The organism is Agrobacterium sp. MS2 (assembly GCF_003261015.1).
GTDB lineage: Bacteria > Pseudomonadota > Alphaproteobacteria > Rhizobiales > Rhizobiaceae > Agrobacterium > Agrobacterium pusense.
The window spans coordinates 53,744-79,351 of record NZ_QLNF01000025.1; the positions used below are offsets into that span (position 1 = coordinate 53,744).

Consider the following 25,608-nt stretch of genomic DNA (forward strand, 5'->3'; position numbering starts at 1 on the left):
ATGACATCAGGTGAACAGGCAAAAACGCCTCTTCGAGCTCCCATTCTTCTCACCAATGTCAAACCTGTCGGTTTCGGAAAAGGTGCGTCTGAGGCTTCAACCGATATTCTGATCGGCGGCGACGGCAAGATTGCCGCGGTAGGCTCTGCCCTGCAGGTGCCTGCGGATGCGCAGCGTATCGAAGCCAAGGGTGCCTTCATTTCGCCCGGCTGGGTCGATCTGCACGTGCATATCTGGCACGGCGGCACCGACATCTCCATCCGCCCCTCCGAATGCGGGGCCGAGCGCGGCGTAACCACACTGGTGGATGCCGGGTCGGCGGGCGAGGCGAATTTCCACGGTTTCAGGGAATATATCATCGAACCCTCAAGGGAGCGCATCAAGGCCTTCCTCAACCTCGGCTCCATTGGCCTCGTTGCCTGCAACCGCGTGCCTGAACTGCGCGACATCAAGGATATCGATCTCGACCGTATCCTCGAATGTTACGCGGAAAACAGCGAGCATATAGTTGGCCTGAAGGTGCGGGCGAGCCATGTCATCACCGGCTCCTGGGGTGTGACGCCGGTCAAGCTCGGCAAGAAGATCGCCAAGATCCTCAAAGTCCCGATGATGGTACATGTGGGCGAGCCACCGGCCCTTTACGACGAGGTTCTGGAAATTCTCGGCCCCGGCGATGTCGTGACCCACTGCTTCAACGGCAAGTCGGGCTCCAGCATCATGGAAGACGAGGACCTGTTCAACCTTGCCGAACGCTGCGCGGGCGAAGGCATCCGGCTGGATATCGGCCATGGCGGCGCATCCTTTTCCTTCAAGGTTGCGGAAGCCGCGATTGAACGCGGGTTGCTTCCGTTCTCCATCTCTACGGATTTGCATGGCCATTCGATGAATTTCCCGGTCTGGGATCTGGCAACCACCATGTCGAAGCTGCTCTCCGTGAACATGCCCTTCGAAAACGTGGTTGAAGCCGTGACCCGTAACCCCGCCTCCATCATCCGCCTCGATATGGAAAACCGTCTCGAGGTCGGTCAGCGCGCAGATTTCACTGTTTTTGATCTTGTCGATGCCGATCTGGAAGCGACCGATTCCAACGGCGACGTGTCGCGCCTGAAGCGCCTGTTCGAGCCGCGTTACGCGGTTATCGGCGCGGAAGCCATCGCGGCCAGCCGTTACATTCCAAGGGCGCGCAAGCTGGTGCGCCACAGCCATGGTTATTCCTGGCGCTGACCCCGACTGATAGGGCGGAGGTCCTTCCTCCGCCGTTCGCAGCCATTACGGGAAACCGCTCCCGGCATTATGAGGAATTCGCGTGAAACAGTCTTCGCTCGACGCAGAAGGGCACGTCTCGCCCTATGACCGGCTCGCCGCGCTCGGCATCTCCCTGCCGCCGCCGCCGCCGCCGATTGCCAATTTCGTCACGCATGTGGTGGAAGGCAACATGCTTTATCTTTCGGGCCAGGGGCCGCGGGAAGAAAATGGCCGCCTCTATGCCGGCAAGGTGGGCGCGGAAATCGGGCTGGAAGAGGCCTATAACCATGCGCGTCTCACCGGCATCAACCTGCTTGCCGTCATGCACGAGGCGCTGGGCGACCTGTCGCGGGTGAAGAAGGTGGTGAAGCTGCTGGGCATGGTCAATGCCGTCAGTGATTTCCGCGATCACCCGAGCGTCATCAACGGCTGTTCCGATCTCTTCATCGATGTGTTCGGCGATGCGGGACAACATGCCCGCTCCGCCGTGGGCTTCGGCTCACTGCCGGGCAATATAACCGTCGAAATCGAAGCCATCGTCGCGCTCAAGGGTTGAGGCCGTTCAATGGTTGCGCCAGCCCATGAGCTTTTCGATCCGTTCCGCCGAGACCCTGACCTGCTCGGTGTAGTGGTTCTCGTCCGCCAGCACCTTCTGCTCGGGCAGCACGATGGAGATCGTCGCAACGCATTCGCCCCTGTTGTCGCAAATCGGCGAAGCGATGCACGCCACGGCGTAATCGGACTCGGCGACCTGGATAGACAGCCTGTCATGGAAGGCCGCCGCCGCAGACTGGGACAGCGTTTCCGGGTTGATTTCGGCGCGTCCGGTCGGCGAGGAACGGGCACAGCGACGGAAAAGTTCGAGACGTTCGGCTTCCGGCAGATGCCCGACGAGCAGACGTCCGGACGCCGTCCAGTTCAAGGGAACGCGGGTGCCGACACGGGACGCGACCTGAAAATGGCTCGGTCCGTCCGCCATGGCCAATACCAGCATATGGTCGCCATCGCGGCCGCAAAGCTGCACCGTCTCGCCCGCATGGCGGCAGAGATCGTGCATTTCGTGGGTGGCGACACCCATGAAATCGAGCGAGCGGGCATAGGCAAGACCGTAGTGGTAAAGCCGCGCGCCGAGCCAGATGTTGCCGTCGGCATTGCGCGCCAGCATGTTCTTTTCGATGAGATCATCGATGATCACATAGACGGTGGACAGCGGGGCCTTGATCGCCTTGGCAATGGCGTAAGCGCCGGCGGGGGATCCGGTTTCGTAGAGGTAATCAATAACCTGAAGGGCGCGGTCGATGCCGCTGACGCGAGAGCGCTTGGCCGCCTTCGCGTCCGGGTTTTCCGCCGTATCGGGAAGGGCGGATAAAGGCGTTTCGTCCAGCTTATGGGCGTCCAATTTTGGCTCCTCATCAATTTTGAGAAGCTATTACATTATTATGGCATATATGTCGATGCCCATCGCATCGCAAAAACAGGAGAAAGACATGACCGAGGATATTAGAAGCAGGATCGGCCTTCGCCCGGTCATCAACGTCTCGGGCACCATGACCTCGCTCGGCGCTTCCATCGTCGTTCCGGAAGCGGTTGAAGCTATAGCGGCCATCCTGCCGCAATTTGTCGAGATCAACGATCTGCAGCGCAAGGCAAGCGCGATCATTGCAAGGCTGACGGGGGGCGAGGCCGGTTTTATCACGGCGTCCTGCTCCTCTGGCATCAGCCTTGCTGTCGCAGGCGCGATCACCGGCAATAATCTTCTCGCCATCGAAAAGCTGCCCGATGTTACGCCTGAGAAGAACGAGGTTCTGGTGCAGATGGGGCATGTGGTGAGTTATGGCGCACCGGTGGATCAGGCCATCCGCCTCGGCGGCGGCAAGGTGGTGCTGATCGGGCAGGCAACATCGACCCACCGTTTCCATATGGAAAACGCCATCACCGAAAAGACGGCTGCCGCTGTCTATGTCGTCTCGCATCATGTGGTGGATTACGGTCTGCTGCGTCTTTCCGAATTCGTCGAGATCGCCCATGCCAAGGGTGTCCCTGTCATTGTCGATGCCGCTTCCGAATACGACCTGAAGCTGTTTTTGGCCACGGGTGCGGATGTCGTGCTCTATTCCGGCCACAAGTTCCTCGGCGGCCCCACCTCGGGCATCGTCGCGGGTAAGAAGGAACTGGTGCGTCATGCTTTCCTTCAGAATATGGGCATCGGCCGCGGCATGAAAGTCGGCAAGGAAAGTATCTATGGCGTCATGGCGGCGCTTGAGGCCTGGGAAAAGCGGGACCATGCCGGAATTCGCGAACGGGAAACCGGTTATCTCAACCTCTGGAAAAGGACGCTGGATGGACGGCCGGGCGTGACGGCGTTGATCGAGCCCGACCCGACCAACAACCCGCTCGACCGGCTGCGCGTTATCATCAATGCCGAAGAAGCGCATATTACGGCATGGGACCTGACAACGGCGCTGGCCAAGGGTAATCCGCCGATCATCACCCGCGATCACGAGGTGGAACATCGCTATTTCTATCTCGACCCCTGCAACCTCCATCCTGGCCAGGAGACTGTCGTTGCGTCCCGTCTGGCGGAGGAACTGGACAAGGCGCGCGCCTCCAACGAGGTAATTGCGACACCGTTCGAAGACCGCAGCCGCCACCGTTTCGACGGCATGCTGCGCTGGCCGGACTAATAACGACTGCATATCGAACGAGCGGGTGCCGCGAGTTTCTTCTCCCCGCCGGGGAGAAGGTCGCGGCAGCGGAAGGGGGGGCAGGGGTGCGATCTATCGTGAACGTCGCCCCCTCATCCGACCCTTCGGGCCACCTTCTCCCCGACGGGGAGAAGACACAGGCCGTGACGCCGTGCCTGAATTCAAACGAGAAGAAAAGAAGGGAACGATCATGACCATGCCGCAGGCAGTACCGCTTGGTGCAAAAGATGCCGTGCTTTCCGTCCGCAACCTCACCACGTCCTTTCACGTGGATGGCGGCTGGAAACCGGTGGTGCGTGATATTTCCTTTGATGTCGGGTCAGGCGAGACGGTTGCGATCGTTGGCGAAAGCGGTTCGGGCAAAAGCGTGACATCGCTTTCCATCATGCGGCTGCTGGACCGCGACAGCAGCAGGGTGCAGGGAGAAATCCTGCTTGGCGGGCGCAACCTCCTGTCACTTTCAGAGGACGCCATGCGGCGGGTGCGGGGCAATGAGGTGGCCATGATATTCCAGGAGCCGATGACCAGCCTCAATCCGCTCTTCACCATCGGCGACCAGATTTCAGAAGCACTGTTGTGTCATCAGCCGATGTCGAAAGCTGATGCACGAGCCGAAACGATCCGCCTGCTGGAAAAGGTCCGCATCCCCTCGGCCGCCTCACGTTTCGATGAATATCCGCACCGCTTTTCCGGTGGCATGCGCCAGCGCGTGATGATCGCCATGGCGCTCGCTTCCCGGCCAAAGCTCTTGATCGCCGACGAGCCGACGACGGCGCTCGATGTGACCATCCAGGGCCAGATTCTCGACCTTATTAAGACGCTTCAGGAAGAGGAGGGCACCTCCGTCCTGTTCATCACACATGACATGGGCGTGGTGGCGGAGATCGCCGACCGTACCGTCGTCATGTATCGCGGCGAGCAGGTGGAAGTCGGCGCGACCGCGGATATTTTCCATCGCGGCAAACATCCCTATACACGAGCACTCTTGTCTGCCGTTCCGGTTCTGGGTTCCATGACGGGTGAGGAAAGACCGCTGCGCTTTCCCATCGTCAACACCACCACGGGGGAAACGCAGGAACCGGCGCGCCCGGCCGATACCGTTGACGCCAGCGCTCAGCCGGTGCTGAAGGTGGAAGGGCTGACCAAGCGTTTCGACATTCACTCCGGCCTGCTGGGGCGGCTCAGCGGTCGCGTTCACGCTGTGGAGAATGTGTCCTTTGATCTGAGAGCTGGGGAAACATTGTCGCTGGTTGGCGAAAGCGGTTGCGGCAAGTCTACGACTGGTCGCGCCATCATGCGGCTGATCGAGCCGGATGCCGGCTCGGTGATGGTCAATGGCCAGAATATTCTCGCCCTCGACAAGTCCGGCATGCGCGAGATGCGCAAGACGGTGCAGATGATCTTTCAGGACCCCTTCGCCTCGCTCAATCCGCGCATGACGGTGGGTGCGGCGATTGCCGAACCGTTTCTGGAACACCGCATGGGCAGCGCCCGAGAAGCGAAGGATGTTGTGGCCGACATGCTGGAAAAGGTCGGCCTCTCGCCCGATATGGCGGCGCGTTACCCGCACGAATTTTCCGGCGGCCAGCGGCAGCGAATCTGCATTGCCCGCGCGCTGGCGCTGCAGCCGAAGGTCATCGTCGCTGATGAAAGCGTTTCGGCGCTGGATGTCTCGATCAAGGCGCAGGTCATCAACCTGATGCTGGATCTGCAGCAGAGCCTCGATCTCGCCTTTCTCTTCATCAGCCATGACATGGCGGTGGTGGAGCGCGTCAGCCACCGGGTGGCGGTGATGTATCTCGGCGAGATCGTCGAAATCGGCCCGCGTGCGGCTGTCTTCGACAACCCGCAGCATGACTATACCCGCAAGCTGATGGCGGCGGTGCCGGTGCCGGACCCGGACCGCAGAAACACGCGTCGCGGTGCCGCCAATGACGAGTTGAAAAGTCCTATCCGCTCAGTCGATTATTCCGTGAAGCCGCGGGAATATCGCGAAGTCTCACCCGGCCATCTTGTCGCCAGCTGAGCGATCAAAGCCCCGGAACGTCAGATGTCACAAATGGTACGCGATAACCGCGCTGGAAGGTTTCGCGCTGTCCAAGCTGGCGATACCAGCGGTTTATTTCGGGAAAATCAGCGAGATCGATTTTATGACGGGCGAAACGCGAAACCCATGGCCAGATGGCAATATCGGCTATTGAAAAATCGCCGGCGACGAACCCGCGCTTTGCCAAGCGGTCGTTCAGCGTCCGATAGAGGCGTTCGGTATCCGAGGCGAAACGGGTTTCGGCAAAGGGTGCCTTTCCTGTATTGTACGTCAGGAAATAATGGGCGTAACCGAGTGTCGGGCCGAAGTTGGCGGCCTGCCACATCAGCCACTCGGTGACTGTCAGCCGTGCCGCGGCAGAGACAGGCATGAGCCGTCCGGCTTTTTCCGCGAGATAGATCAGGATTGCGTTGGACTCTGTTAAAACGGTGCCATTGTCTTGATCGACGATTGCAGGGATTTTGGAGCCAGGGTTGATGCGACTGTACTCGGCCGAGAACTGTTCGCCCTTTTCGATATCTATGGCATGGCTGACATAGGGCAGGCCAAGTTCTTCCAGCGCAATCGAGATTTTGAGGCCGTTCGGCGTGATCCAGGTGTAAAGGTCGATCATGTTAGTCGAACATTGCCTCATCCAGCGGTAAAGCGCGCCTGCCTTTCTTGCCGGTCACATCGGAAAGATCAGCATAGAGGCCGCGTAATGTCAGAACCAACTGGACAATACGCGGATCGGTAACACGATAGATCACCGCCTTGCCCTCCCGCGTGCCTTCGATGACCCCCGCATCGCGCAGTTCGGCCAGCTGCTGTGAAAGCGTCGGCTGCTGGATGCCGAGTTCATATTCAAGCGCGGAAACGGAGGCTTCCGTTTCCATGAGGTAACAGACGATGGCCAGACGGTTGGCATTGGCCACAAGCTTCAGGAGCTCGCTTGCTTCAACCACGCTGCGGCAGATGAGATTGGAAACCGGTTTGGTCACGACTGAAGAGGCCCACTTTTCAAACTATAAAAAAGTAAATTGTGCGGCAATAAATTTCAATGGTTTGATGAATCTCATCCCAGATCAATCAGGCATTTTTTAAAATCTACAGGATTAATAGATTTCTCTTTCGCTTTCCGCCCGGGGATGGCCAAAACGTTTCTCGAAAACACTCTATGAAAAAGTAGATTGATCGTGAAATGAGGTGTCGACATGAAAATCGGGGTCCATCCCAACAATCTGCATTTGCGGCTCGCCCGGCTCTGGCCCGGTTCTTTTAAGGCATTCGAGCCTGAATTCGTGCTCTATAGAGAAGGGCGCGATACCGCGGCGGTTCTGGAAAAGGGTGAAATACATTTTGGCGGCACCGGGTCGACACCGCCCATCGAGGCGGATGCGCGCGGGCTTTCGGCGGTCTATATTGCCGCCTCCGCACCGCGGCCGGCCAATGGCGCGATCCTCGTGCGGCGCGACAGCCCGATCCGTTCCGCCGCCGATCTCTCGGGAAAACGCATATCCCTGATCGACGGATCGTTTCATACCTATCTTCTGGCGCGCAGCCTGGAAGGAGCGGGGCTTGGCCTCTCGGATGTCAACCGGATAGAAAGCGGCGACAGTGACAGCCTGAGGGACCTCGTGGAAGGTCGCGTCGATGCCTGGGTGACGATGTCGCCGCGGCTGGAAAAGGCTCTGACTCATGAAGAAATCAGTCTTTTGGTTCGCTGCGGCTCCACCATTCCCAACCGTTCGCTGTTCTGGACGCTGGATCGTCACGCTCTTGCGCCTGAAACGAGGCAAGCGATTGCGGCTGAACTGGACCGCGTCGGCCGCGCCGTTATGGCTAATGTAGAGCAGGCGGCTGCGCTGCTCGCCGCCGAACCTGGCAGCGAAGGCGATGCTTCGTCCTGGGCAAGGGTATTGCGCTCTCGCGATCTTTCAGTCGTGCCGGCCACTCAAAATATTCTTGCCGAACAGCAGGAGGAGGCCGATACGCTTTACAGGCACGGCCATTTCTCTTTACCGGTTCAGACCGGGCAAAGCCCGGCCCCGCAATCAGCCAGCGTCGGAGGTGACAGATGAATGTTTTCTGGTACATGTGCGCCCCCGACGGCGCCTATCCCTGGCAGCCGGAAGGGTCCCGCAGGGTCGATCTCGGTTATTACAAGCAACTGGCGCTCGCTTACGACCAGCTCGGTTATACCGGGGCGCTGTTTGCCACCGGCGCGCATGACGTCTGGGTTCTGGCGGGCGCGCTTCTTTCCTATACCGAGCGGCTGAAGCTGCTGGTCGCAATTCATCCGGGCCTGATCGCGCCAACGCTGCTTGGCAAGATGGCGGCGACGCTCCAAGAGTTTTCGCGCGGGCGTCTGCTTATCAATGTCGTCTCGGGCGATGCGAAGATGCTCGGCGCCTACGGCATGACCATGCCGCATGACGAGCGTTACGAGATGGCGGATGAATATCTGCAAATCTGGCACCGGCTTTTCGCCGGCGAAACGGTGGATTTCAACGGGCATTATTTCCAGACGCAGGGCGCAAAGCTCGCTCTGCCGGTGGGGCAGGGCATCGAGCCGCCGCCGCTGTGGTTTGGCGGCTCTTCGGACAAGGCCATCGACGTTGCGGCCAAACATGTCGAGACCTATCTCTCGTGGGGCGAAACGCCTGATCAGATTGGCGCGAAGGTCGATCTCGTCAAGGCGCGGGCGGAAAAGCTCGGTCGAGAACTGGAATACGGTATTCGCCTTTATGTTATCGTGCGCGATACGGATGAAGAGGCCTGGGCTGCCGCCGCCGATCTCTACCGGCGCATGGATGAGGCAGCGATTGCCGCCAACCAGCGTTTCGTCGGCAAGACCGATTCCGTCGGCCAGCAGCGCATGACGGCGATGCATGGCGGCCAGAAGCCGGAGAACCTGCGCGATCTTGAAATAGCGCCAAATCTCTGGGCCGGCATCGGTCTCGTTCGTCCAGGTCCGGGAACAGCTATCGTCGGCTCGCCCGATACTGTCATCCGCACGCTGGAGGCCTATAAGAAGGCGGGCGTGAACACCTTTATCCTGTCCGGCATGCCATTGCTGGAAGAAGCCTTCCGTTTCGGGGAAAAGGTGCTTCCGCGTCTTGACGTATCGCGTGAGGTTTCGGCGGCAAAACAATTCACGTGGTCGACATTGTTCGACCGTGACCTCTCGGCCAAGGCCTCATGAGCATGGCTTCGGGAGTGGAGAAGAAAGACATGATGGCGAGTCCCGTAACGACATCGGCACGAGGGCGCATCGGCCCGCAGCGTGTGGCAGGGCGGCTGCTGGCCATTCTGGACAAGGTACTCGGTGCGGTCGCGGCAGCAATCCTTGCCACGCTGCTCGTGGTGGTTCTGGTCAATGTCACCCTGCGTTATCTGTTTCACACCGGCTTCATCGGCGCGGAAGATCTGGGCATCTGGCTTAATGTCGCGATGATCGCTGTCGGCGCGCCTCTCAGTCTCAAAAGCGCGCTTGCGATGCGGCTCGATGTTTTTGTGCGCTTCCTGCCGGAACGTTTCCATGCTGCCACGGAAGTCCTGGCCGATGCTTTCTCGTTCGTTGCCGCGCTCATACTCGCCTTCGGCGGGGTAGAAATTGCGGCAATGCTGGGCGGGACGTCCCCGACGCTTGGTCTGCCGGAATGGGTGCGTTTCGGATTTCTTGGTGCCTGTGGCGCACTGATCTTTGTTTATCTCGCGCTTCAGCGCGTCAGTGAAGGCAAGGCGTTTGCTGTTCTGCTCTCCGTGGTCATTGCTGTTGTTTCCTATGTGGGCCTGCCGGAAATTTTCGTCGATACGACCCTGCCGCCGAGCCTGTTTCTGGCGCTGACGGCAGCCGTGGGGCTGGTTTTGGCCGCGCCGCTTGCCCATGCCTTCCTCGCCGCCGCCTATGTGGCGATTGCCTTCGGCAGTACTTTGCCGGAGCCGGCCATCGTTTCCTCCACGGTCACAGGCATGTCGAAATTCCTGCTGCTCGCCATCCCCTTCTTCCTGCTGGCGGGAAGTCTGCTGACGGAATCGGGCGTCGCAAACCAGCTCGTCCGTTTTGCCGCCTCCATGGTCGGCCACCGACGGGCGGGGCTGGCCCAGACGACGCTTCTGACCAGCGTGCTGTTTTCGGGCGCCTCCGGTTCTTCAGTCGCCAATGCTGCCTTCGGCGCCTCCACCTTCCAGCCGGAACTCGTCAAGCATGGTTATCCACCCGCGCAGGCGGGTGCGATCATCGCTGCCACTTCCGTGCTGGACAACGTCATCCCGCCCTCCATCGCATTTCTCATCCTCGCAACGGCCACCAACCTGTCGGTCGGGTCGCTGCTGGTCGGCGGATTCTTTGCGGGCGGGTTGATGGCGGTCTGCCTGGCGGTGGCGATCCATTTCAGCGTGCGCAGCGTTGATACCCTGCCTCGCGCTACGGGCTCTGAGCGGTGGCGCTCGGCCGTGGCTGCGATACCTGCCTTCGGTCTTGGCGTCATCGTGGTGGTCGGCATCCGCATTGGCGTCGTCACGACCACGGAAGCCGCAGCGCTTGCAGCGCTTTACACGCTGTTTCTCGGCTTCGGATACCGGCTGGGCGCGCGCCGCATTTTTACAACCTTCCGCCAATCGGCGGGTGAAGCAGCTGCGATCGGCCTTCTGATCGGCACGGCTGGCCCCTTCGCCTTTCTCCTGGCGGTCGATAATGTCTCCGGTCTTGTCACCGACTTCGTGACATTGCTCGGTGGCAGCAAGATCGCGGTGCTTCTGCTGTCCAACCTCATTCTGCTCGTGGTCGGTCTTGTGCTTGATATCGGTGCTGCCATCCTGCTGTTCGGGCCGATCCTTCTGCCCGCTGCCGTGGCAGCCGGTATCGATCCTATCCATTTCGGTGTCATTCTCGTGGTCAATCTCATGATCCACGGCCTGACACCGCCGCTCGGCATGCTGATCTTTGTGGTGAGCGGCGTCACCCGCATTCCGGCGACAGCCCTTTTCCGGGCCGTCGTTCCCTATCTCCTCTCCCTTCTCGTTTCCCTCGCCATTCTGTGCGTCTGGGCCATTTTCTTCTAATCCGGGGCTTTATTCATGACTATCATCGACCGTCGTCATCTCCTCAAACTCTCCGCTCTCGGCGCGGCAACGCTCGCCGCACCGGCCTTCGTGCGCACGGCTAGTGCCAGAACCCGCAGCCTCACCGTTGCGTCGCTTTTTGCTGACGACAAGCCGGAGACGAAAATCTGGGTGAAGATCAGTGAACTGATGGAAGCGAAGCTGCCCGGTCGCTTCCGGTTCAATATCGTAAAGAGCGGTGCGCTGGGCGGCGAAAAGGAAGTGGCGGAGAATATTCGGCTGGGATCGGTTCAGGCCAGTCTTTCAACCGTTTCCTCGCTTTCAGGCTGGGTGCCGGAATTGCAGATCCTCGATCTGCCCTTCCTGTTCCGTGATGGGGAGCACGTGCGCAAGGTGGTAACCGGCGAGACTGGCAACGAGTTGAAGACGAAGCTTGCCGCCCAGCAATTCATCGCTGCCGATTTCATCAATTACGGCGCGCGCCATCTGCTGACTAAGGAACCGGTAACACGCCCCGAGCAGCTGGAAGGCAAGAAGATCCGCGTCATCCAGAGCCCGCTGCACACCAAGCTGTGGAGCGCCTTTGGCACCACGCCGGTCGGTATCCCGATCACAGAGACCTATAATGCGCTGGCGACAGGCGTGGCCGACGCCATGGACCTCACCAAATCCGCCTATGCCGGCTTCAAGCTTTACGAGGTCGTGCCCTATCTGACCGAAACCGGTCACATCTGGGCCTCAGGCGTCGTTTATTACGGTGCGACTTTCTGGAACCAGCTGGACGACGAAGAAAAGAAGGTGCTGTCGGAGGCCTCTAGCGAAGGCGCGAAGTACTTCAACCAGCTGATCGTTGAAGATGAAACGAAGTCCATTGAGCTTGCGCTGTCCAAGGGTGGCAAGGTGCTGCAGCCGGAAGCGCTGGATGAATGGCGCAAGGGCGCTCAGGGCGTCTGGCAGGATTTCGCCGGCATCGTCGGGGGTATCGAGAAGATACAGGCCGTGCAGTCTGCCTGAGACTACGGGTTAGACGAAGAACAGGGGAGGCGTGTGAGCGCCTCCCCTTTTTTATTAGCGAATATCTTCCGGCAGAACGTCCGAGGGAATATTCTGATAGGAAACCGGGCGCATGAAGCGGCGGATCGACATGGTGCCGACAGAGGTTGCGCCGAAGTTCGTGGAGGCCGGGTAGGGGCCACCGTGAACCATGGCTTCGGAAACTTCCACGCCGGTCGGGAAACCGTTGGCGAGAACGCGGCCGGCCTTGCGCTCAAGGATCGGCAGCAGCTTGCGGGCGAGTTCGGCGTCGCCTGCATCGAGATGCATGGTTGCCGTCAGCTGGCCTTCGAAGCTCTTGGCAACCTCAAGCATTTCTTCGGTGCTATCAACAGTCACGATCAGGCCAAGGGGTCCGAAGACTTCTTCAGCAAGCGCATGGTTGGCAACCCAGTCCTTGCCTGCGACCCGATAGAGATACGGCGTTGCATTGCGCAGGTTGCAGGTGGTGGTCAGCACGTCGCGCACGCCGTTGCCGGCAGCGATACGATCACGGCCATCACGATAGGCAGCGGCGATGCCGTCGGTCAGCATGACCTGAGGACCGACTTCCGACAGGGCCGCACGTGCGGTTTCAGCAACCGCATCCGCCTGCTCGGAGAGAATGACGGCAATGCCCGGGTTGGTGCAGAACTGGCCCGCACCCATGGTGAGCGAACCGGCCCAGCCCTTGGCAATGGCTTCGCCGCGGTTGGCAACGGCTTCCGGCAGCAGGAACATCGGGTTGACCGAACCCAGTTCGCCGAAGAAGGGGATCGGCTCGGGGCGCTGGGCGCAGAGATCGAACAGTGCGCGGCCGCCGGCGAGCGAACCGGTGAAACCGACAGCCTTGATGCGCGGATGCTGCACGAGCGCGGAACCGACATCGCGACGGCCGCCCTGGATCAGCGAGAAGACGCCGGGATGCAGATTGTGCTTCTTGACGGCGGCAAGAACCGCTTCGGCAACGATTTCACCGGTGCCGGGATGGGCGGAGTGACCCTTGACGACAACAGGGCAACCGGCAGCCAGAGCCGCAGCGGTGTCACCACCGGCCGTGGAGAAGGCGAGCGGGAAGTTCGACGCGCCGAAAACGGCGACAGGGCCGATCGGACGCTGCATCAGGCGGATATCCGGGCGCGGCAGCGGCTGGCGATCCGGCAGTGCTTCGTCGTGGCGACGATCGAGATAGTCGCCCTTGCGGATATGCGAGGCAAACAGGCGGAGCTGACCGACGGTGCGGCCGCGTTCGCCCTGCAAACGGGCAGCGGGCAGGCCGGTTTCGGAGGAACCGATTTCGGTGATGGCGTCGGCGCGGGCTTCGATCTCATCGGCGATGGTGTCGAGGAATGCGGCGCGCTCTTCGCGGGTGGTGTAACCGTAGCTCCAGAAGGCTTCTTCAGCTGCCTCACAGGCGGCATTCACCAGATCGACGGTGCCGACCGAAAAATCGAAAGCTTCGCCATGTGCAGGCTCGCTGCGGAATTTTGCTTCCGTTGCGACCCATTCTCCTGCAACCAGATGTTTGCCGTGCGGCTTGAAACTCATTGTGCTCTTCCCTGAAAACTGATCCTGTGTGGAAAACCCACCCGACACCGTGACGTTGCACCGAAAGGCGACAGCGCAAGCGCCATCAGCCGCGATCCTCGCCCGGTTGCCTTCTGCCTTAGCCCGTGTAGGGCCTGAGCGAAAGCCGGTTTTTCAACTATCTGACCAAAAAGTGTGATTAATTGGGCGAAGCGTGAAAAAGACCTGCTTCCGTTTACGCACACGACGCTCTAATGTGACGCCATGATGACAAACAGATTTCCGAAATATGTTGCCTGGTCGCTTCTTCTGTTGATTGTAACTGTGACTGTCAGCCCCATTGGGCTGAGGCCCCACACATTGACGACGGTCGGTATCGACCGCGCGGGTGCCTTCGCCCTCTGTTCGGCCGCTTTCGTGCTCGCCTATCCGCGTTACTGGCTTGCCATCATCGTCGCGGGCATTGTTGCGGCTTTTGGCATTGAGGCGCTGCAATTCCTGTCGCCGACACGCCATCCGCATCTGACCGACGCAGCCGTGAAGGCCGCCGGGGCTGTTGCCGGCGGATTGGCCGCCTATTCCTACCTCATGTTTCGGGCGAAGATGGCCGCAGGCTGACACATCCCCTGCGGTCAGATTTCCGATTAGCCATTCCCATTCGCGAGACCGAAGTGGCTGTGTGACAGCGTACGCTCGATGCCGCGCAGCTCAGCCAATCCCTTCAATCGCCCGATGGCGGGGTAACCGGGCTGGGCGCCGCGCGTGACGTCGTCGAGAATTTCCTGCCCGTGATCCGGCCGCATCGGAATGGTGTGGTCTTCACGGCCCTCCGCTCGCCGGCGGGCTTCTTCGGTGATGAGGGCGGCAATGACGGCGACCATGTCGGTTCCGCCTTCCAGATGTTCGTCCTCGAAGAAGGAGCAGGGCACGGTGTCCGTGTCGCGCGTCACGTTGCGCAGATGCACGAAATGGATTCGATCTGCAAAACGGCTGGCGATAAAGGGCAGGTCGTTATCCGCGCGCGCACCGAGAGAGCCGGTGCAGAGCGTGACGCCGTTGGCGCGGCTGTCGACCTGCGACAGCATATGGGCGTAATCCGCCTCCGTTGAGAGAATACGCGGCAGGCCGAGAAGCGGCCAGGGCGGATCATCGCCATGGGCGCAGATGTTGATGCCGACGTCTTCGGCAACCGGCGTCACCTCGGATAGAAAGTCGATCAGGTTCTGCTGCAGCCTTTCGCGATTAACGCCATGGTAGGAACGCAGCTTTTCGATGAGTTCCGGCAGGGTATAACCATCCGCCGAGCCGGGCAGGCCAGCACCGATATTGCGCGATAGCGCGACGATTTTTGTGTCGGGCATCTCGGTGAACCGCTTTGCCGCATCCTCCAGCAACCAGCCAGGATAATCCCGTGTCGCGTCCGGGCGCTTGAGAATGTGAATATCAAAGGCAGCGAAATCCGTAAGGTCGAAGCGCATCGCTTTCGCGCCGTGTTTCGTTTCCCAGCGCAGGTCGGTGCGGGTCCAGTCCAGCACGGGCATGAAGTTGTAACAGACGGTGCGGATGCCTGACGCCGAGAGGCGGCGCAGCGTTTCCTGCCAGTTGGCGATATGGGTTTTCCAGTCGCCCGTCTGGGTCTTGATGTCCTCGGAGACTGGCACGCTTTCCACCACGTCCCAATAAAGCCCGCCGGCCTTGATGGCCTCATGCCGCCTGGTTATTTCGTCCACCGGCCAGACATCGCCGGTGGCGATGTGGTGCAACGCGCTGACAATGCCTTCCGCACCCGCCTGAGCCGCATCCTGAACCGTGACCTTGTCGACCGGGCCGAACCAGCGCCATGTATGTCTCATCTTTCGTCCTCAAAAATTCCGTCTGCGGAAAAAGTCAGTTGCACCTTGCAGGCGGCCGAGCGGTCTCCGGCCTGCTCGAATGCGGCCTTCGCCTCATCAAGCGGGAAGCTGTGGGAAATGATCGGCCGCACATCGATCTTGCGCGTTGAGATCAGCCCGGCGGCGATGGCGAATTCATCATGAAAGCGCTGCGAACCGCGCCAGAGGATTTCTTTGCCCACCAGCGCATTGAGCGGAATGGTGATGTCACCGGTTACGCCCACCTGTACGATGGTGCCGCGCGGGCGCACGCAGGCAAAGGCGGTGCGGAGCGCGGGGGCTGCCGCGGAGCAATCGAAAATGACGTCGAAATAACCCTTGTCATCCTGGTACGGCAAAAGCGCCTCGGCGTCCTTTGCGACATTGATCGTGCGGTCCGCACCCATGGCTGGTGCGCGTTCCAGCGCCGCATCGGTCAGATCGGTTGCGACGATGATACTTGCGCCCGCATGGCGGGCGGCGGCTATGGTCAAGAGGCCGATTGGGCCGGCTCCCGTCACCAGCACCTTAGCGCCGGTGAGATCGCCAGCCTGGGCGACGGCATGCAGACAGACTGCAAGGGGCTCGGTGCAGGCCGCTTCAGCAGCTGAGGTATCGGCTGGAAATGGCGCGCATTGTTTGGCCGGAACCACCAGCCGGTCGCGGAACATGCCCTGTTCGTGCGGCAGCCGCATGGCGCTGCCCATGAAGCGCATGTCGAGGCAATGGATCGGCTGGCCCTTCAGGCAGAACTGGCAATGGCCGCAGGGTTGCGAGGGATTGACGGCGACGAGCTGGCCGATGGCGAGCCCGCTGACGCCTTTCCCCAGCGCCCGCACATGGCCGGATGCCTCATGCCCGGAGATGATCGGTTCGCGCACCCTGACCGGGCCAAAACCACCATCCTGATAATAATGGAGATCGGAGCCGCAGATGCCACCCGCTGCCATGGCGAGCAGCACCTCGCCGGGTCCCGGCTCAGCGAGATTCTCTGTTTCGACGCGAATGTCCTTCTCGCCGTATAGACGTGCCACGCGGGTCTGCATGACCATGCCCTCATGTCTTGATATGGAATGATGACCCCGCGCGGCGAACCGCGCGGGCAGGGTGCCGCGTCAGCGGATCAGGCCCATTTCGGTCGGCAGCCACAGGGTGATTGCCGGAACGAACGTGATCAACAGCAGCGCCACGAATAGCGGCACCAGCCAGGGCAGGATGGCCATTGTCGTGCGTTCGACGGAGAGTTTCGCCACGCGCGAGAGCACGAACAGCACCATGCCGAGCGGCGGATGCAGCAGACCGATCATCAGGTTGAGCGTGATGATGAGGCCGAAATGCACCGGATCGATATGAAACTGCAGCACGAGCGGCAGAAGGATCGGCACGAGGATGGTGATGGCCGCAATCGTATCGAGGAAGCAGCCCACGAACAGCATCAGCAGATTGACCAGCACAAGGAAAATCCACTTGCTGTCCGTGATCGTCAGGATCGCCGCCGACAGAAGCTGCGCTGCCTGGCTGACGGTCAGAAGCCATGCGAAGACCGAGGCCGCCGCGACGATGAAGAGCACCGATGCGGTGGTTTCGATCGTATCGAAGGTCGATTTCGCCAGCGTCTTGAAGGTCATCGTGCGATAGCGGACGAGACCGAGGAACAGTGACCACAGAACGGCCGCGACGGCTGCTTCCGTCGGTGTGAACCAGCCCATGGTCATGCCGCCGATCAGGATCACGGGCGTCATCAGCGCCATCACGGCGGAGAAGTCGAAATACCAGTCGCAGGCGAGCAGGATGACCAGCACGATCAGGATCGACAGGTTGAGGGAAAGACCGAGCGCCGTGAGGATATAGATGCCGAGCGGCACCATCATCACCACGAAGACTTCAATCGATGCGCCGAAGATCGTTCTGAGGCTGAATGGTGTATCGGAGCCCCAGCCTTTGACATAGGCAAAGACGGCGACCGTGATCATCATCAGAAGCGTCATGACGACGCCGGGAATGATGCCAGCCATGAACAATGCTCCGATGGAGACATTGGCCATCATGCCGTAGATGACGAAGGGCAGCGATGGCGGGAAGATCGGGCCGAGCGTTGCGGAGGCGGCGGTGACGCCGACGGCCGCTTCGACCGGATACCCGTGATCCTTCATGGCCTTGATCTCGATGGTCCCGATACCGGCCGCATCTGCAAGCGCGGTCCCCGACATGCCGGAAAAGATCACCGAACCGATGATGTTGACCTGGGCGAGACCACCCTTCATCCAGCCGACGAGCGCGACGGCGAAGGAATAGATACGTCCCGTCACGCCGGCCGTGTTCATGAGATTACCGGCAAGGATGAAAAATGGCACGGCCAACAGCGGGAAGCTTTCCACACCCGCGATCAGGCGCTGCGCCGCTATGATATCGGGCGCGACATTATAAAACACGATGTAGAGCAGAGAAGCCGAGGCCATGGAAATGGCGACCGGCAGGCCGATCACCATCAAGAGAAGAAAGGAGCCGATGAGAAGCAGCATATGATCAATCCCCCGCGCTCTGGAATTCTTCGGGCCGCTCCAGAACGGAATAACCGCGCTGCATATTGGCGATGAAGACCTGTACCGACCGGAAGAACATCAGAACGAAAGCGGCCAGAACCGTATAAAAGACGATGCTGCGCGGCAGGGCGACGGTGACCATCTCCTCATCCGCGACGATTTCCATGTAGCGCCACATCAGCCAAGAGGTGTAGGCGAAGAACAGGATCCGCAGCACATCGACGAGGATCGACATGGCGCGGGCCACCTGCGGCGGCACGTAGTGATAAAGCACATCCACCTGGATGTGGCGCGACATGCGCACGCACATGACCGAACCTAAAAAGACGACGCCGATCAGGCAGTTGACGGCGATTTCTTCCGTCCAGGCGTAGCTGTCATTGAGCACGTAGCGGGTGAAGAACTGGAGGAACACGCAACCTGTCATCAGCCAGAAGAGGCCAAGCGTGACCCAGTCTTCGAATGAATAAACCTTGAGATCGACCTCCGGCGGCGCCTCGTCGAACGTATGGGCGAGTTCCTCAGGCGTGACCTGAGTATGAATTTCCTGCGACATTGAGATATCCCGTCTGGAGAGAAAGGGCGGTGCGGCAAGAGGGCCGCACCGGATCTTGCTTCACTTGACGGCGCGAATGGCTTCCCAGTCGGCCTTGTCGTAACCGAAGTCCTCGAACTTCACTTTTTCGAGGACGTTCTTCTCGAAGTCGGCCTTGTCGACTTCGGCGACGGTCAGGCCGCGCTTCTTGAAGTCCTCGACGAGGCTTTTCTCGCGGCCTTCGATGGTCTTGGTGGTGCGCTCGGCGGCCTGCTGCATGACTTCGGTGAAGATTTTTTTGTCTTCATCTGAGAGCTTGGACCACAGGTTCTTCGAGATCACCGTGTTGAGATGGTCGACGATATGGCCTGTCAGGACGATGTTCTTCTGCACTTCGAAGAACTTCTTTGCCTCGATGGTTGTCAGCGGGTTTTCCTGTGCGTCGACGGTGCCGTTTTGCAGCGCCAGATAGACTTCCGCAAATGCAATCGGGGTCGTGTTGGCGCCGCAGGCGCGTGGCATGGCGAGGTATGCCGGAACATCAGGCACGCGCATTTTCAGCCCCGCCATGTCGGCGCAGGCGGCAATCGGCTTGTTCGATGTCGTGTGGCGCGTGCCGTAATAGCTGACGGCGGCGATGTGGTTGCCGGTTTTGTCTTCATAACCTTTGGCGAGCCGCTTGAAGATATCGCTTTTGGTATAGGCGATCAGATGGCTCGGATCGCGGAAGATGTAAGGGAAATAGGTGACGCCGATCGGCTTGAAGTCACGCGCGGCGAAGCTCGACCCGGAAATGATGATATCAACGGTGCCGATCTTCAGGCCCTGATTGATATCGGCTTCCTTGCCGAGCTGCGAGGCCGGAAAGACATCGATCTTGTAGCGGCCATCGGTTCGCTTGGCGATCTCTTCCGCGGCCCAGACCGAATCCGTATGGAACGGCTCTGAGGTCTCGTAGACATGTGCCCATTTCAGTACGGTCTGCGCCTGCGCCGCAAGCGCCGAGAGCAGGATGGCCGCTGTTGCGCCCATCAAAGTCGACAATCTGATTTTCATTCTTAACTCCTCCCGAATTAAAGCCAGATTTCCGTTTTTCCCGTCGCCGGTTGCGGCGGCGGTTATTCTTCTCCGAGCGTTTCCTCCCCGAAACTTTCGGAAAATCTCTTCTGCGACAGCGTCAGATGCTGCCGCATCGCCTCCCGGGCACCTTCCGGATCGTTCGCGGCAATGGCGTCGCGGATGACCCGGTGTTCCTGCACGGCGAGGTTCCAGGTGTGCGGACCTTCGAAATAGCTGGCGAGCTTTTCGAAAAAGGGTGACAGGCTGCGCTCGTCATAGATCAGGCCGGTAAAGCGGTTGAGCGCCGAGTTGCCGATGATGTCGGCGATGGCGGTGTGAAAGGCCCGGTCGAGATTGAGCGCCTGCGGTGAATTGTCGAGTGCGCCGGCCATGCGCTCGATGATGTCATCAAGTTTGACGATGCATTCCGGCGTGGCGAGCCGTGCGGCTTCCTCCGCGATAGCGCTTTCGATGATGCAACGCGCCTGCAGGATTTCGAAAGGCCCATGCGCATCCGGCACTGTTGGCTTTTCTTTCCCCTGTTTGCCGGTTGCGTTTACATAAACGCCCGAACCCATGCGAATATGGATATGGCCTTCCACTTCAAGAACGATAAGCGCTTCCCGCACCGTGGGGCGTGATACGCCGAAGCGTTCCGCAAGGTCGCGTTCCGCCGGCAGGCGCTGACCGTCCGTCAGTTCCCCGCTTTCGATGAGCAAGCGAATTTGTTCCGCAACCAGCCGGTAAAGGCGGCGCGGCTCAAGAGCCACAAACATGATGTCCTCCCAGCGCGAAGTCTCCCCCAATCGCGCAAGCGGTAAGATTGTCTTACCAATTTCATTAGGGCGCATTTGGGCGACGCTGTCAATTAGACGTTAATGAAAAATATACGGAGGTCGTCTGGAGGCTCAGCGGGGCAGTATTGTCACGCTCCCCGGGGCTCTGGCTCCCGGGGGTTCTGCCATTTCCTCATTCTGGCCGCGAGCTGGCCGGGCAGCCGGATTCCCTGGGTGGAGAACGATGGCAAAGTCGCAAACTTTGCCTCTCTCAATATTTTGGATGATGTCGGGGCGCGACGGCTTGCCAGCAGTTCGCGACATCGGCTAGCAAGCGATCGCTTCTTTCCCTTTGAGGGCAGGCTTTTCAGCCCCTGCCCGTCGCCAGCTTCAGGCCGTCTTTACCGTCGATAATTACATTCACCTCACCATAGCCGCCAATGGAAAGGTGTGGCGTCTCGATAGGATGCGAATGGGTGGCGTTGATGACCACCACTGACGCCCCCATGTTTTCCCCCGCCTGGATGCCGGCGGGGGCGTCCTCGAAGACAAGGCAGTCTTGCGGTGATACGCCGAGCTTTTCGGCCGCTTTTCGATAGCCTTCAGGATCGGGTTTGCCGTTCACCACGTCTTCCGCACAGATCATGACAGGCGGCGGTGCAATGCCCGCCGCAGCGAGCCGGCGTTCAGCCAGTTCGCGTACGGCCGACGTCACGATAGCCCACTTGCCCGCCGGCAGCGACTTGAGGAAAGCGCCGGCGCCCGGTATCTGAACAATGCCATCCACATCATCCATCTCTGCACGAAGGATCATTTCGGCCTGCTCATCCACGTCAAGACCCGGAATGGCCTCACGGCGGATAACTTCCGAAGCTCGCATGCCGTGAATGCGCTGCAGGAAGGCATTCGGCTCGATGCCATTCGCCACTGCCCACTCCCGCCATACGCGCTCGACGACGGCGATCGAATTGACGAGTGTGCCATCCATGTCGAACAGGAAGGCCGCAAACTGTTGCGAAAAAATCTGGTTTTGCGGCGGGACTCTGCTGTGCATCTCATTCTTCCGTTGAACTGTCGGCCTCGCCTGTCTCTACAGTATTGCCAGGCATAACGGAATCGTTTTTCGGCCGCCAAGGGCCGATGGTCATCTGCCGCGGGTAGGGGATGTTGTCCCGGAATCGGACGCGGTCAGACTCACGCGAGTCGAGGTCGTCGGTAGGCAGGGCGGCGGTGAACAGAGCCACACCCGGAGTCAGCCTGCAGCAAGGATGCGCTGTTATCCTTTGCCTTCATATGCCAGGGAAGGTACCGGATTCAAAGGGATAACAGATGTTCTAGAAGGTTCTGCATGAGAGTTTCGAACGCGGAATTTTCTTAACGATTTCCCTCTCTTGAGGGTGGCGTTAACCATTTGTTAACCATATTCGAGGTACCTAATTGTCAACGATTTGTTTACCAAGATGACCAAAGTGCTAACAGACCAGCGTTCCATCCGCATCAAAGGCCGCTCCTTCCTCGCAGTCGTCCTGTCCCCCGAAGCTCCGGTCGATCAATGGCTGGAAAGGCTCGATGATCTCGCGGCGCGTTCGGCGGGCTTCTTCCTGTCGCGGCCGGTGGTCCTCGATGTTTCGGAACTGTCGCTCGACAAGGCGGGTCTGAAGGAACTGCTGGCGGCGCTCAGGGAGCGCAATGTCGGCATCATGGGCATCGAGGGCGTTCGTCCCTCGATGATCGAGCCGGGCATGCCCCCATCGCTGAAGGGCGGAAAGCCGGCTTCCGATGTCGAGGTCGAGCCGGTCGCCGTGGTTGCCGAATTGCCGGAGGAGAAGCCGCCTACATCGGGCGAGATCCGCGCCGTCGTGCAGTCGCTCGTCATCAACGAGCCCGTGCGCTCCGGCCAGTCGATCATGTTTCCCGAAGGTGACGTGACCGTCATCGGCTCGGTCGCCTCGGGGGCGGAGATCATCGCTGGCGGTTCGATCCATGTTTATGGCGCGCTGCGCGGGCGGGCCATGGCCGGTTCGCTCGGCAATGTCTCTGCGCGCATCTTCTGCCGCAAGCTGGAGGCTGAGCTTCTGGCAATCGACGGCGTCTACAAGGTGGCTGAGGACATTGACGACAAGCTGCGCGGGCAACCCGTTCAGCTCTGGCTGGAAGACGATACGATCAAGGCCGCAAAACTCGGCTGATAAAAGATAAACACGCACGAACAGGAGAGAGCCATATGGGGAAGGTAGTCGTTGTAACTTCCGGCAAGGGCGGGGTCGGCAAGACCACCTCGACCGCAGCGCTTGGCGCCGCATTGGCGCAGAATAAAGAGAAGGTCGTAGTCGTTGATTTCGATGTCGGTCTGCGCAACCTCGATCTCGTCATGGGTGCTGAACGCCGCGTGGTCTACGATCTCGTCAACGTTATTCAGGGCGATGCCAAGCTGACGCAGGCCCTGATCCGCGACAAGCGCCTGGAGACGCTGTTCCTGCTGCCCGCCTCGCAGACGCGGGACAAGGACAATCTGACGCCGGAAGGTGTCGAATGGGTCATCAACGAGTTGAAGAAGCACTTCGACTGGGTGATCTGCGACAGCCCCGCCGGCATCGAGCGCGGCGCGACGCTGGCCATGCGCCATGCGGATGTGGCTGTGGTCGTTACCAATCCTGAAGTCTCCTCGGTGCGCGACAGCGACCGCATCATCGGCCTGCTCGATTCAAAGACGCTGAAGGCCGAGCGCGGCGAGCGCATGGAAAAACACCTTCTCATTACCCGCTATGATTCTGCGCGTGCGGAGCGGGGTGATATGCTGAAGGTCGACGACGTTCTCGAAATCCTGTCGATCCCGTTGATTGGCATCATTCCCGAGAGTTCGGATGTGCTGCGCGCCTCCAACGTCGGTGCGCCGGTCACGCTCGCAGATGCCCGCTGCGCGCCGGCCATGGCCTATTTCGACGCTGCCCGCCGCCTTTCGGGTGAAGATATTCCGGTGGTCATTCCGGGCGAAAAGCGTGGCATCTTTTCCAAGATCTTCGCAAGGAGGGCCGCATGAGTCTCTTCAATCTTTTCCGCAAACAGAAGTCGGCACCGCTTGCGCGTGAGCGCCTGCAAGTGCTGCTCGCCCATGAGCGGGCCTCATCGGGCTCTGATCTTGTCGCCATCCTGCGGGAAGAAATTCTCGGCGTCATTGCCAAGCATGTACAGATCGACGGCGACCGTGTGCACGTGAAGATGGATCGCGACGAACATTTCTCGATTCTCGAGATCGACGTCGAAATTCCGCTCGGCGCAGATCTCCGCGCCGCGTGACATAGGCATGAAAGACGCCGCCCCAACCGGGCGGCGTTTTATTGCGCGGTCGTATCCACGGGGTTTCGAAACGCGTCAGCGAGATCGTCCGGAAGCGGGCGCTGAAGGTTCATCCCGTTCGGCGGGATCGGAGCGTTGAACCATTTCTCGTAGATTTTGTCGATTTCACCGCTCGCATAGATTTCACCCAGGGCCTCGTTGACGGCATCTCTGAAACCGGTATCGCCGTGGCGAAGCATCAGGCCGTAAGGTTGGGGTGGCGCAAGATATTCATTTGAAATTGCGTAATCCTCAGGCCTGCCTGTTTCTGCGACGAAGGATCGCAGAAGAATATCGTCCATGACGAAAGCCGAAGCACGGTTTTCCGTCACCATCTCGAAACCGCCTTCGGTGCTGTCATTTTGCAGCACGGCGATGTTCAGCCCCAGTTTCCGATTGAGCACGTTCAACTGGCTGATATTAATGGTTCCCGTCGTTACGACCACGGTACGCCCGGCAAGATCCGCGACGGTATTCAGGCCGCTCGATTTCAGCGCCACGTATCGCGTACCGGTGATGAAGTGGCTGTAGGAGAACCATACGGCCTTGCGCCGTTCTTCCGTGTTCGTGCTCGCCACACATTCCATGTCGATCGTGCCGTCATTGAGAAGCGTGATACGATTGCTGGGGGTGCGTTTGACGAAGTCGGCCTTCAATTCCGGCAGATCCAGCTTCTCCCTGATGGAATCCACCACCTTGAGGCAAAGCTCGATGCTGTAGCCGATCGGCTCCGGGCCGGTGCCGAGATACGAAAAGGGGATATTGCGATCGGCATAACCCAGTCGGATGATACCGGTTCTAGCAATGGTCTCGAGTGTCGGCGGCTGCACTTCCTGCCCGGCCGCATAAGTGGATAAAAGGCTAAAAATTCCTAATGCAAGCCATAATGTCGATCTCTGCATCGCGCATCTCCAGCTAAAGTATCTGTCGAAACGTGTTTTCATGAAAATGGAGGCGGGGGTGCGAGCACCTTAATCCCGATATTCTTTCGGTTGTTCGTAGGCCTGTCTCAGAGCTGCTGCCATCGGCAGGTTCAGATTCATGCCGTTTGGCGGAATGGGTCTGGTGAACCATTTTTCATAGAGATCATGAATGGCGGGGCCAGTGAAAATCCGTTTCAGACTGTCGTTGACGACCGCCTTGAAGGCCGGGTCGTCGCGACGGAAGACCAGCCCATAGGGTTCGGGTGCGCTCAGCGTCTCCTCGGAAAGCGCATAAAGATCCGGATTTTCAGATGTCGCCGCCAGCGCCGCCAGCAGGATACCATCCATCACGAAAGCCGAAGCCTTGCCGGAAACGACGAGGGCGAAGGCTTCCTCGTTGGTTTTCGTCGGCATGACGGAGATATTGAGGTTCTTCTCACGGTTCACGGCATTGAGCTGCTCAATATTGACAGTTCCGGAGGCGGATGTGACTGACCTGCCTGCCAGATCGGCGAGGCTTTTCAGATTGTCCTGCTTGCGCGAGAGAAACTGTGTTGCCGTCATGAAATTCGGATAGGAAAAATCCACGATCCTGCGACGGTCGCTATTATTGGTGGTGGCTGCGCATTCGATATCGATCTGACCGCCGCGGACAAGGATGAAGCGGGTGGCGGGCGTGGCCTTGACATATTCGACGTCGAGCTTGTCGAGTTTCAGGGACTTGCGAATGTCCTCGCTGATCGTCTTGCAGAGATCGGTTGAGAAACCGGTCACCTCTCCGTTCGGCAGCTGATAGGAAAAGGGGGGTTCAGCCTCACGATAGCCGATGCGGATTTTTGCGGTCCTGGCGATCTGCTGAAGCGTGTCGCCTTCACCGGCAGCCTGCAGCGGGGTGAGGGGGGCAAAGCATGTGAGGAAAAGGCAATAGACTGCAATACGCATTTATGTCCTCTTGGCCGGCGG

At 59.7% G+C, this 25,608-nt stretch carries 25 protein-coding genes; 12 read left to right on the forward strand and 13 right to left on the reverse strand.

Annotation, left to right across the window (positions count from 1 at the left end; translation table 11 throughout):
- Window positions 1-1,224 carry an amidohydrolase/deacetylase family metallohydrolase gene (locus DOU54_RS11040; RefSeq protein ID WP_111814047.1) on the forward strand — a complete coding sequence of 408 codons (1,224 nt, stop codon included), beginning with the start codon at window positions 1-3 and terminating at the stop codon, window positions 1,222-1,224.
- 82 nt (window positions 1,225-1,306) lie between these two features.
- Window positions 1,307-1,801, forward strand: a complete 495-nt coding sequence (locus tag DOU54_RS11045) for a RidA family protein (protein ID WP_113731292.1) — start codon at window positions 1,307-1,309, stop codon at window positions 1,799-1,801.
- 6 nt (window positions 1,802-1,807) lie between these two features.
- Here DOU54_RS11045 and DOU54_RS11050 read toward each other — a convergent pair whose 3' ends face one another.
- Complete coding sequence (locus DOU54_RS11050) at window positions 1,808-2,644, reverse strand: IclR family transcriptional regulator (protein WP_035208156.1); 837 nt, start codon at window positions 2,642-2,644, stop codon at window positions 1,808-1,810.
- Window positions 2,645-2,732: 88 nt separating this feature from the next.
- Between DOU54_RS11050 and DOU54_RS11055 the strand changes: the two genes are divergently transcribed.
- Window positions 2,733-3,929, forward strand: coding sequence for an aminotransferase class V-fold PLP-dependent enzyme (locus tag DOU54_RS11055; RefSeq protein WP_113731322.1), 1,197 nt, complete (start codon window positions 2,733-2,735; stop codon window positions 3,927-3,929).
- 211 nt (window positions 3,930-4,140) lie between these two features.
- Window positions 4,141-5,976 carry an ABC transporter ATP-binding protein gene (locus DOU54_RS11060; protein ID WP_113731323.1) on the forward strand — a complete coding sequence of 612 codons (1,836 nt, stop codon included), beginning with the start codon at window positions 4,141-4,143 and terminating at the stop codon, window positions 5,974-5,976.
- A gap of 4 nt (window positions 5,977-5,980) precedes the next feature.
- On the opposite strand, the gene DOU54_RS11065 is transcribed toward DOU54_RS11060, so the two are convergent.
- Both DOU54_RS11065 and DOU54_RS11070 read right to left on the reverse strand, forming a co-directional pair.
- The gene (locus tag DOU54_RS11065) at window positions 5,981-6,610 is read right to left on the reverse strand and encodes a glutathione S-transferase family protein (RefSeq protein WP_113731293.1); all 630 of its coding nucleotides are present in this window, start codon (window positions 6,608-6,610) and stop codon (window positions 5,981-5,983) included.
- A gap of 1 nt (window position 6,611) precedes the next feature.
- Complete coding sequence (locus tag DOU54_RS11070; RefSeq protein WP_004438767.1) at window positions 6,612-6,977, reverse strand: ArsR/SmtB family transcription factor; 366 nt, start codon at window positions 6,975-6,977, stop codon at window positions 6,612-6,614.
- A gap of 213 nt (window positions 6,978-7,190) precedes the next feature.
- On the opposite strand from DOU54_RS11070, the gene DOU54_RS11075 reads away from it, so the two are divergent.
- Genes DOU54_RS11075 through DOU54_RS11090 form a run of 4 tightly spaced genes read left to right on the forward strand, consistent with a single transcriptional unit; the run spans window position 7,191 to window position 12,057 of the window.
- Complete coding sequence (locus tag DOU54_RS11075; RefSeq protein ID WP_113731294.1) at window positions 7,191-8,057, forward strand: ABC transporter substrate-binding protein; 867 nt, start codon at window positions 7,191-7,193, stop codon at window positions 8,055-8,057.
- Window positions 8,054-9,181, forward strand: coding sequence for an LLM class flavin-dependent oxidoreductase (locus DOU54_RS11080; protein WP_022563695.1), 1,128 nt, complete (start codon window positions 8,054-8,056; stop codon window positions 9,179-9,181). The genes DOU54_RS11075 and DOU54_RS11080 overlap by 4 nt, the downstream gene beginning before the upstream one ends.
- A gap of 29 nt (window positions 9,182-9,210) precedes the next feature.
- Window positions 9,211-11,043, forward strand: coding sequence for a TRAP transporter large permease (locus DOU54_RS11085; protein ID WP_193603324.1), 1,833 nt, complete (start codon window positions 9,211-9,213; stop codon window positions 11,041-11,043).
- Between the two features lie 15 nt (window positions 11,044-11,058).
- Complete coding sequence (locus DOU54_RS11090; RefSeq protein ID WP_113731295.1) at window positions 11,059-12,057, forward strand: TRAP transporter substrate-binding protein; 999 nt, start codon at window positions 11,059-11,061, stop codon at window positions 12,055-12,057.
- A gap of 54 nt (window positions 12,058-12,111) precedes the next feature.
- On the opposite strand, the gene DOU54_RS11095 is transcribed toward DOU54_RS11090, so the two are convergent.
- On the reverse strand, window positions 12,112-13,623 hold the full coding sequence (locus tag DOU54_RS11095) for an aldehyde dehydrogenase (NADP(+)) (RefSeq protein WP_004438778.1): 1,512 nt from the start codon (window positions 13,621-13,623) through the stop codon (window positions 12,112-12,114).
- Window positions 13,624-13,866: 243 nt separating this feature from the next.
- On the opposite strand from DOU54_RS11095, the gene DOU54_RS11100 reads away from it, so the two are divergent.
- The gene (locus tag DOU54_RS11100; protein WP_064263025.1) at window positions 13,867-14,220 is read left to right on the forward strand and encodes a hypothetical protein; all 354 of its coding nucleotides are present in this window, start codon (window positions 13,867-13,869) and stop codon (window positions 14,218-14,220) included.
- Window positions 14,221-14,246: 26 nt separating this feature from the next.
- On the opposite strand, the gene uxuA is transcribed toward DOU54_RS11100, so the two are convergent.
- From uxuA to DOU54_RS11135, 7 genes are all read right to left on the reverse strand, one after another.
- Window positions 14,247-15,455 (reverse strand): mannonate dehydratase, encoded by a 1,209-nt coding sequence (gene uxuA, locus DOU54_RS11105; protein ID WP_113731296.1) that lies wholly within the window; start codon window positions 15,453-15,455, stop codon window positions 14,247-14,249.
- Window positions 15,452-16,519: an L-idonate 5-dehydrogenase gene (locus tag DOU54_RS11110; RefSeq protein WP_113731325.1), complete on the reverse strand. Its 1,068-nt coding sequence runs from the start codon at window positions 16,517-16,519 to the stop codon at window positions 15,452-15,454. Before DOU54_RS11110 ends, uxuA begins: the two co-directional genes overlap by 4 nt.
- 69 nt (window positions 16,520-16,588) lie before the next feature.
- Window positions 16,589-17,995: a TRAP transporter large permease gene (locus DOU54_RS11115; protein ID WP_022563702.1), complete on the reverse strand. Its 1,407-nt coding sequence runs from the start codon at window positions 17,993-17,995 to the stop codon at window positions 16,589-16,591.
- A 4-nt stretch (window positions 17,996-17,999) separates the two neighbouring features.
- The gene (locus DOU54_RS11120; protein ID WP_035208172.1) at window positions 18,000-18,572 is read right to left on the reverse strand and encodes a TRAP transporter small permease; all 573 of its coding nucleotides are present in this window, start codon (window positions 18,570-18,572) and stop codon (window positions 18,000-18,002) included.
- A 60-nt stretch (window positions 18,573-18,632) separates the two neighbouring features.
- A complete protein-coding gene (locus DOU54_RS11125; RefSeq protein ID WP_113731297.1) occupies window positions 18,633-19,607 on the reverse strand; it encodes a sialic acid TRAP transporter substrate-binding protein SiaP in 975 nt (324 codons plus the stop codon).
- A gap of 62 nt (window positions 19,608-19,669) precedes the next feature.
- Window positions 19,670-20,386 (reverse strand): FadR/GntR family transcriptional regulator, encoded by a 717-nt coding sequence (locus DOU54_RS11130; protein WP_004438798.1) that lies wholly within the window; start codon window positions 20,384-20,386, stop codon window positions 19,670-19,672.
- A gap of 367 nt (window positions 20,387-20,753) precedes the next feature.
- The gene (locus DOU54_RS11135) at window positions 20,754-21,440 is read right to left on the reverse strand and encodes an HAD family hydrolase (RefSeq protein WP_113731298.1); all 687 of its coding nucleotides are present in this window, start codon (window positions 21,438-21,440) and stop codon (window positions 20,754-20,756) included.
- Between the two features lie 406 nt (window positions 21,441-21,846).
- Between DOU54_RS11135 and minC the strand changes: the two genes are divergently transcribed.
- Genes minC through minE form a run of 3 tightly spaced genes read left to right on the forward strand, consistent with a single transcriptional unit; the run spans window position 21,847 to window position 23,683 of the window.
- On the forward strand, window positions 21,847-22,575 hold the full coding sequence (minC, locus tag DOU54_RS11145) for a septum site-determining protein MinC (protein ID WP_064263018.1): 729 nt from the start codon (window positions 21,847-21,849) through the stop codon (window positions 22,573-22,575).
- Between the two features lie 35 nt (window positions 22,576-22,610).
- Window positions 22,611-23,426 carry a septum site-determining protein MinD gene (gene minD, locus DOU54_RS11150; RefSeq protein ID WP_004438810.1) on the forward strand — a complete coding sequence of 272 codons (816 nt, stop codon included), beginning with the start codon at window positions 22,611-22,613 and terminating at the stop codon, window positions 23,424-23,426.
- Window positions 23,423-23,683 (forward strand): cell division topological specificity factor MinE, encoded by a 261-nt coding sequence (minE, locus tag DOU54_RS11155; protein ID WP_004438814.1) that lies wholly within the window; start codon window positions 23,423-23,425, stop codon window positions 23,681-23,683. Before minD ends, minE begins: the two co-directional genes overlap by 4 nt.
- Before the next feature lie 38 nt (window positions 23,684-23,721).
- Here the strand turns inward: minE and DOU54_RS11160 are convergent, their stop codons facing one another.
- Window positions 23,722-24,624 (reverse strand): amino acid ABC transporter substrate-binding protein, encoded by a 903-nt coding sequence (locus tag DOU54_RS11160; RefSeq protein ID WP_113731300.1) that lies wholly within the window; start codon window positions 24,622-24,624, stop codon window positions 23,722-23,724.
- Window positions 24,625-24,693: 69 nt separating this feature from the next.
- Entirely contained in the window at window positions 24,694-25,587 is an 894-nt protein-coding gene (locus DOU54_RS11165) for an amino acid ABC transporter substrate-binding protein (protein WP_044459888.1), read from the reverse strand.
- Window positions 25,588-25,608: the final 21 nt, after the last annotated feature.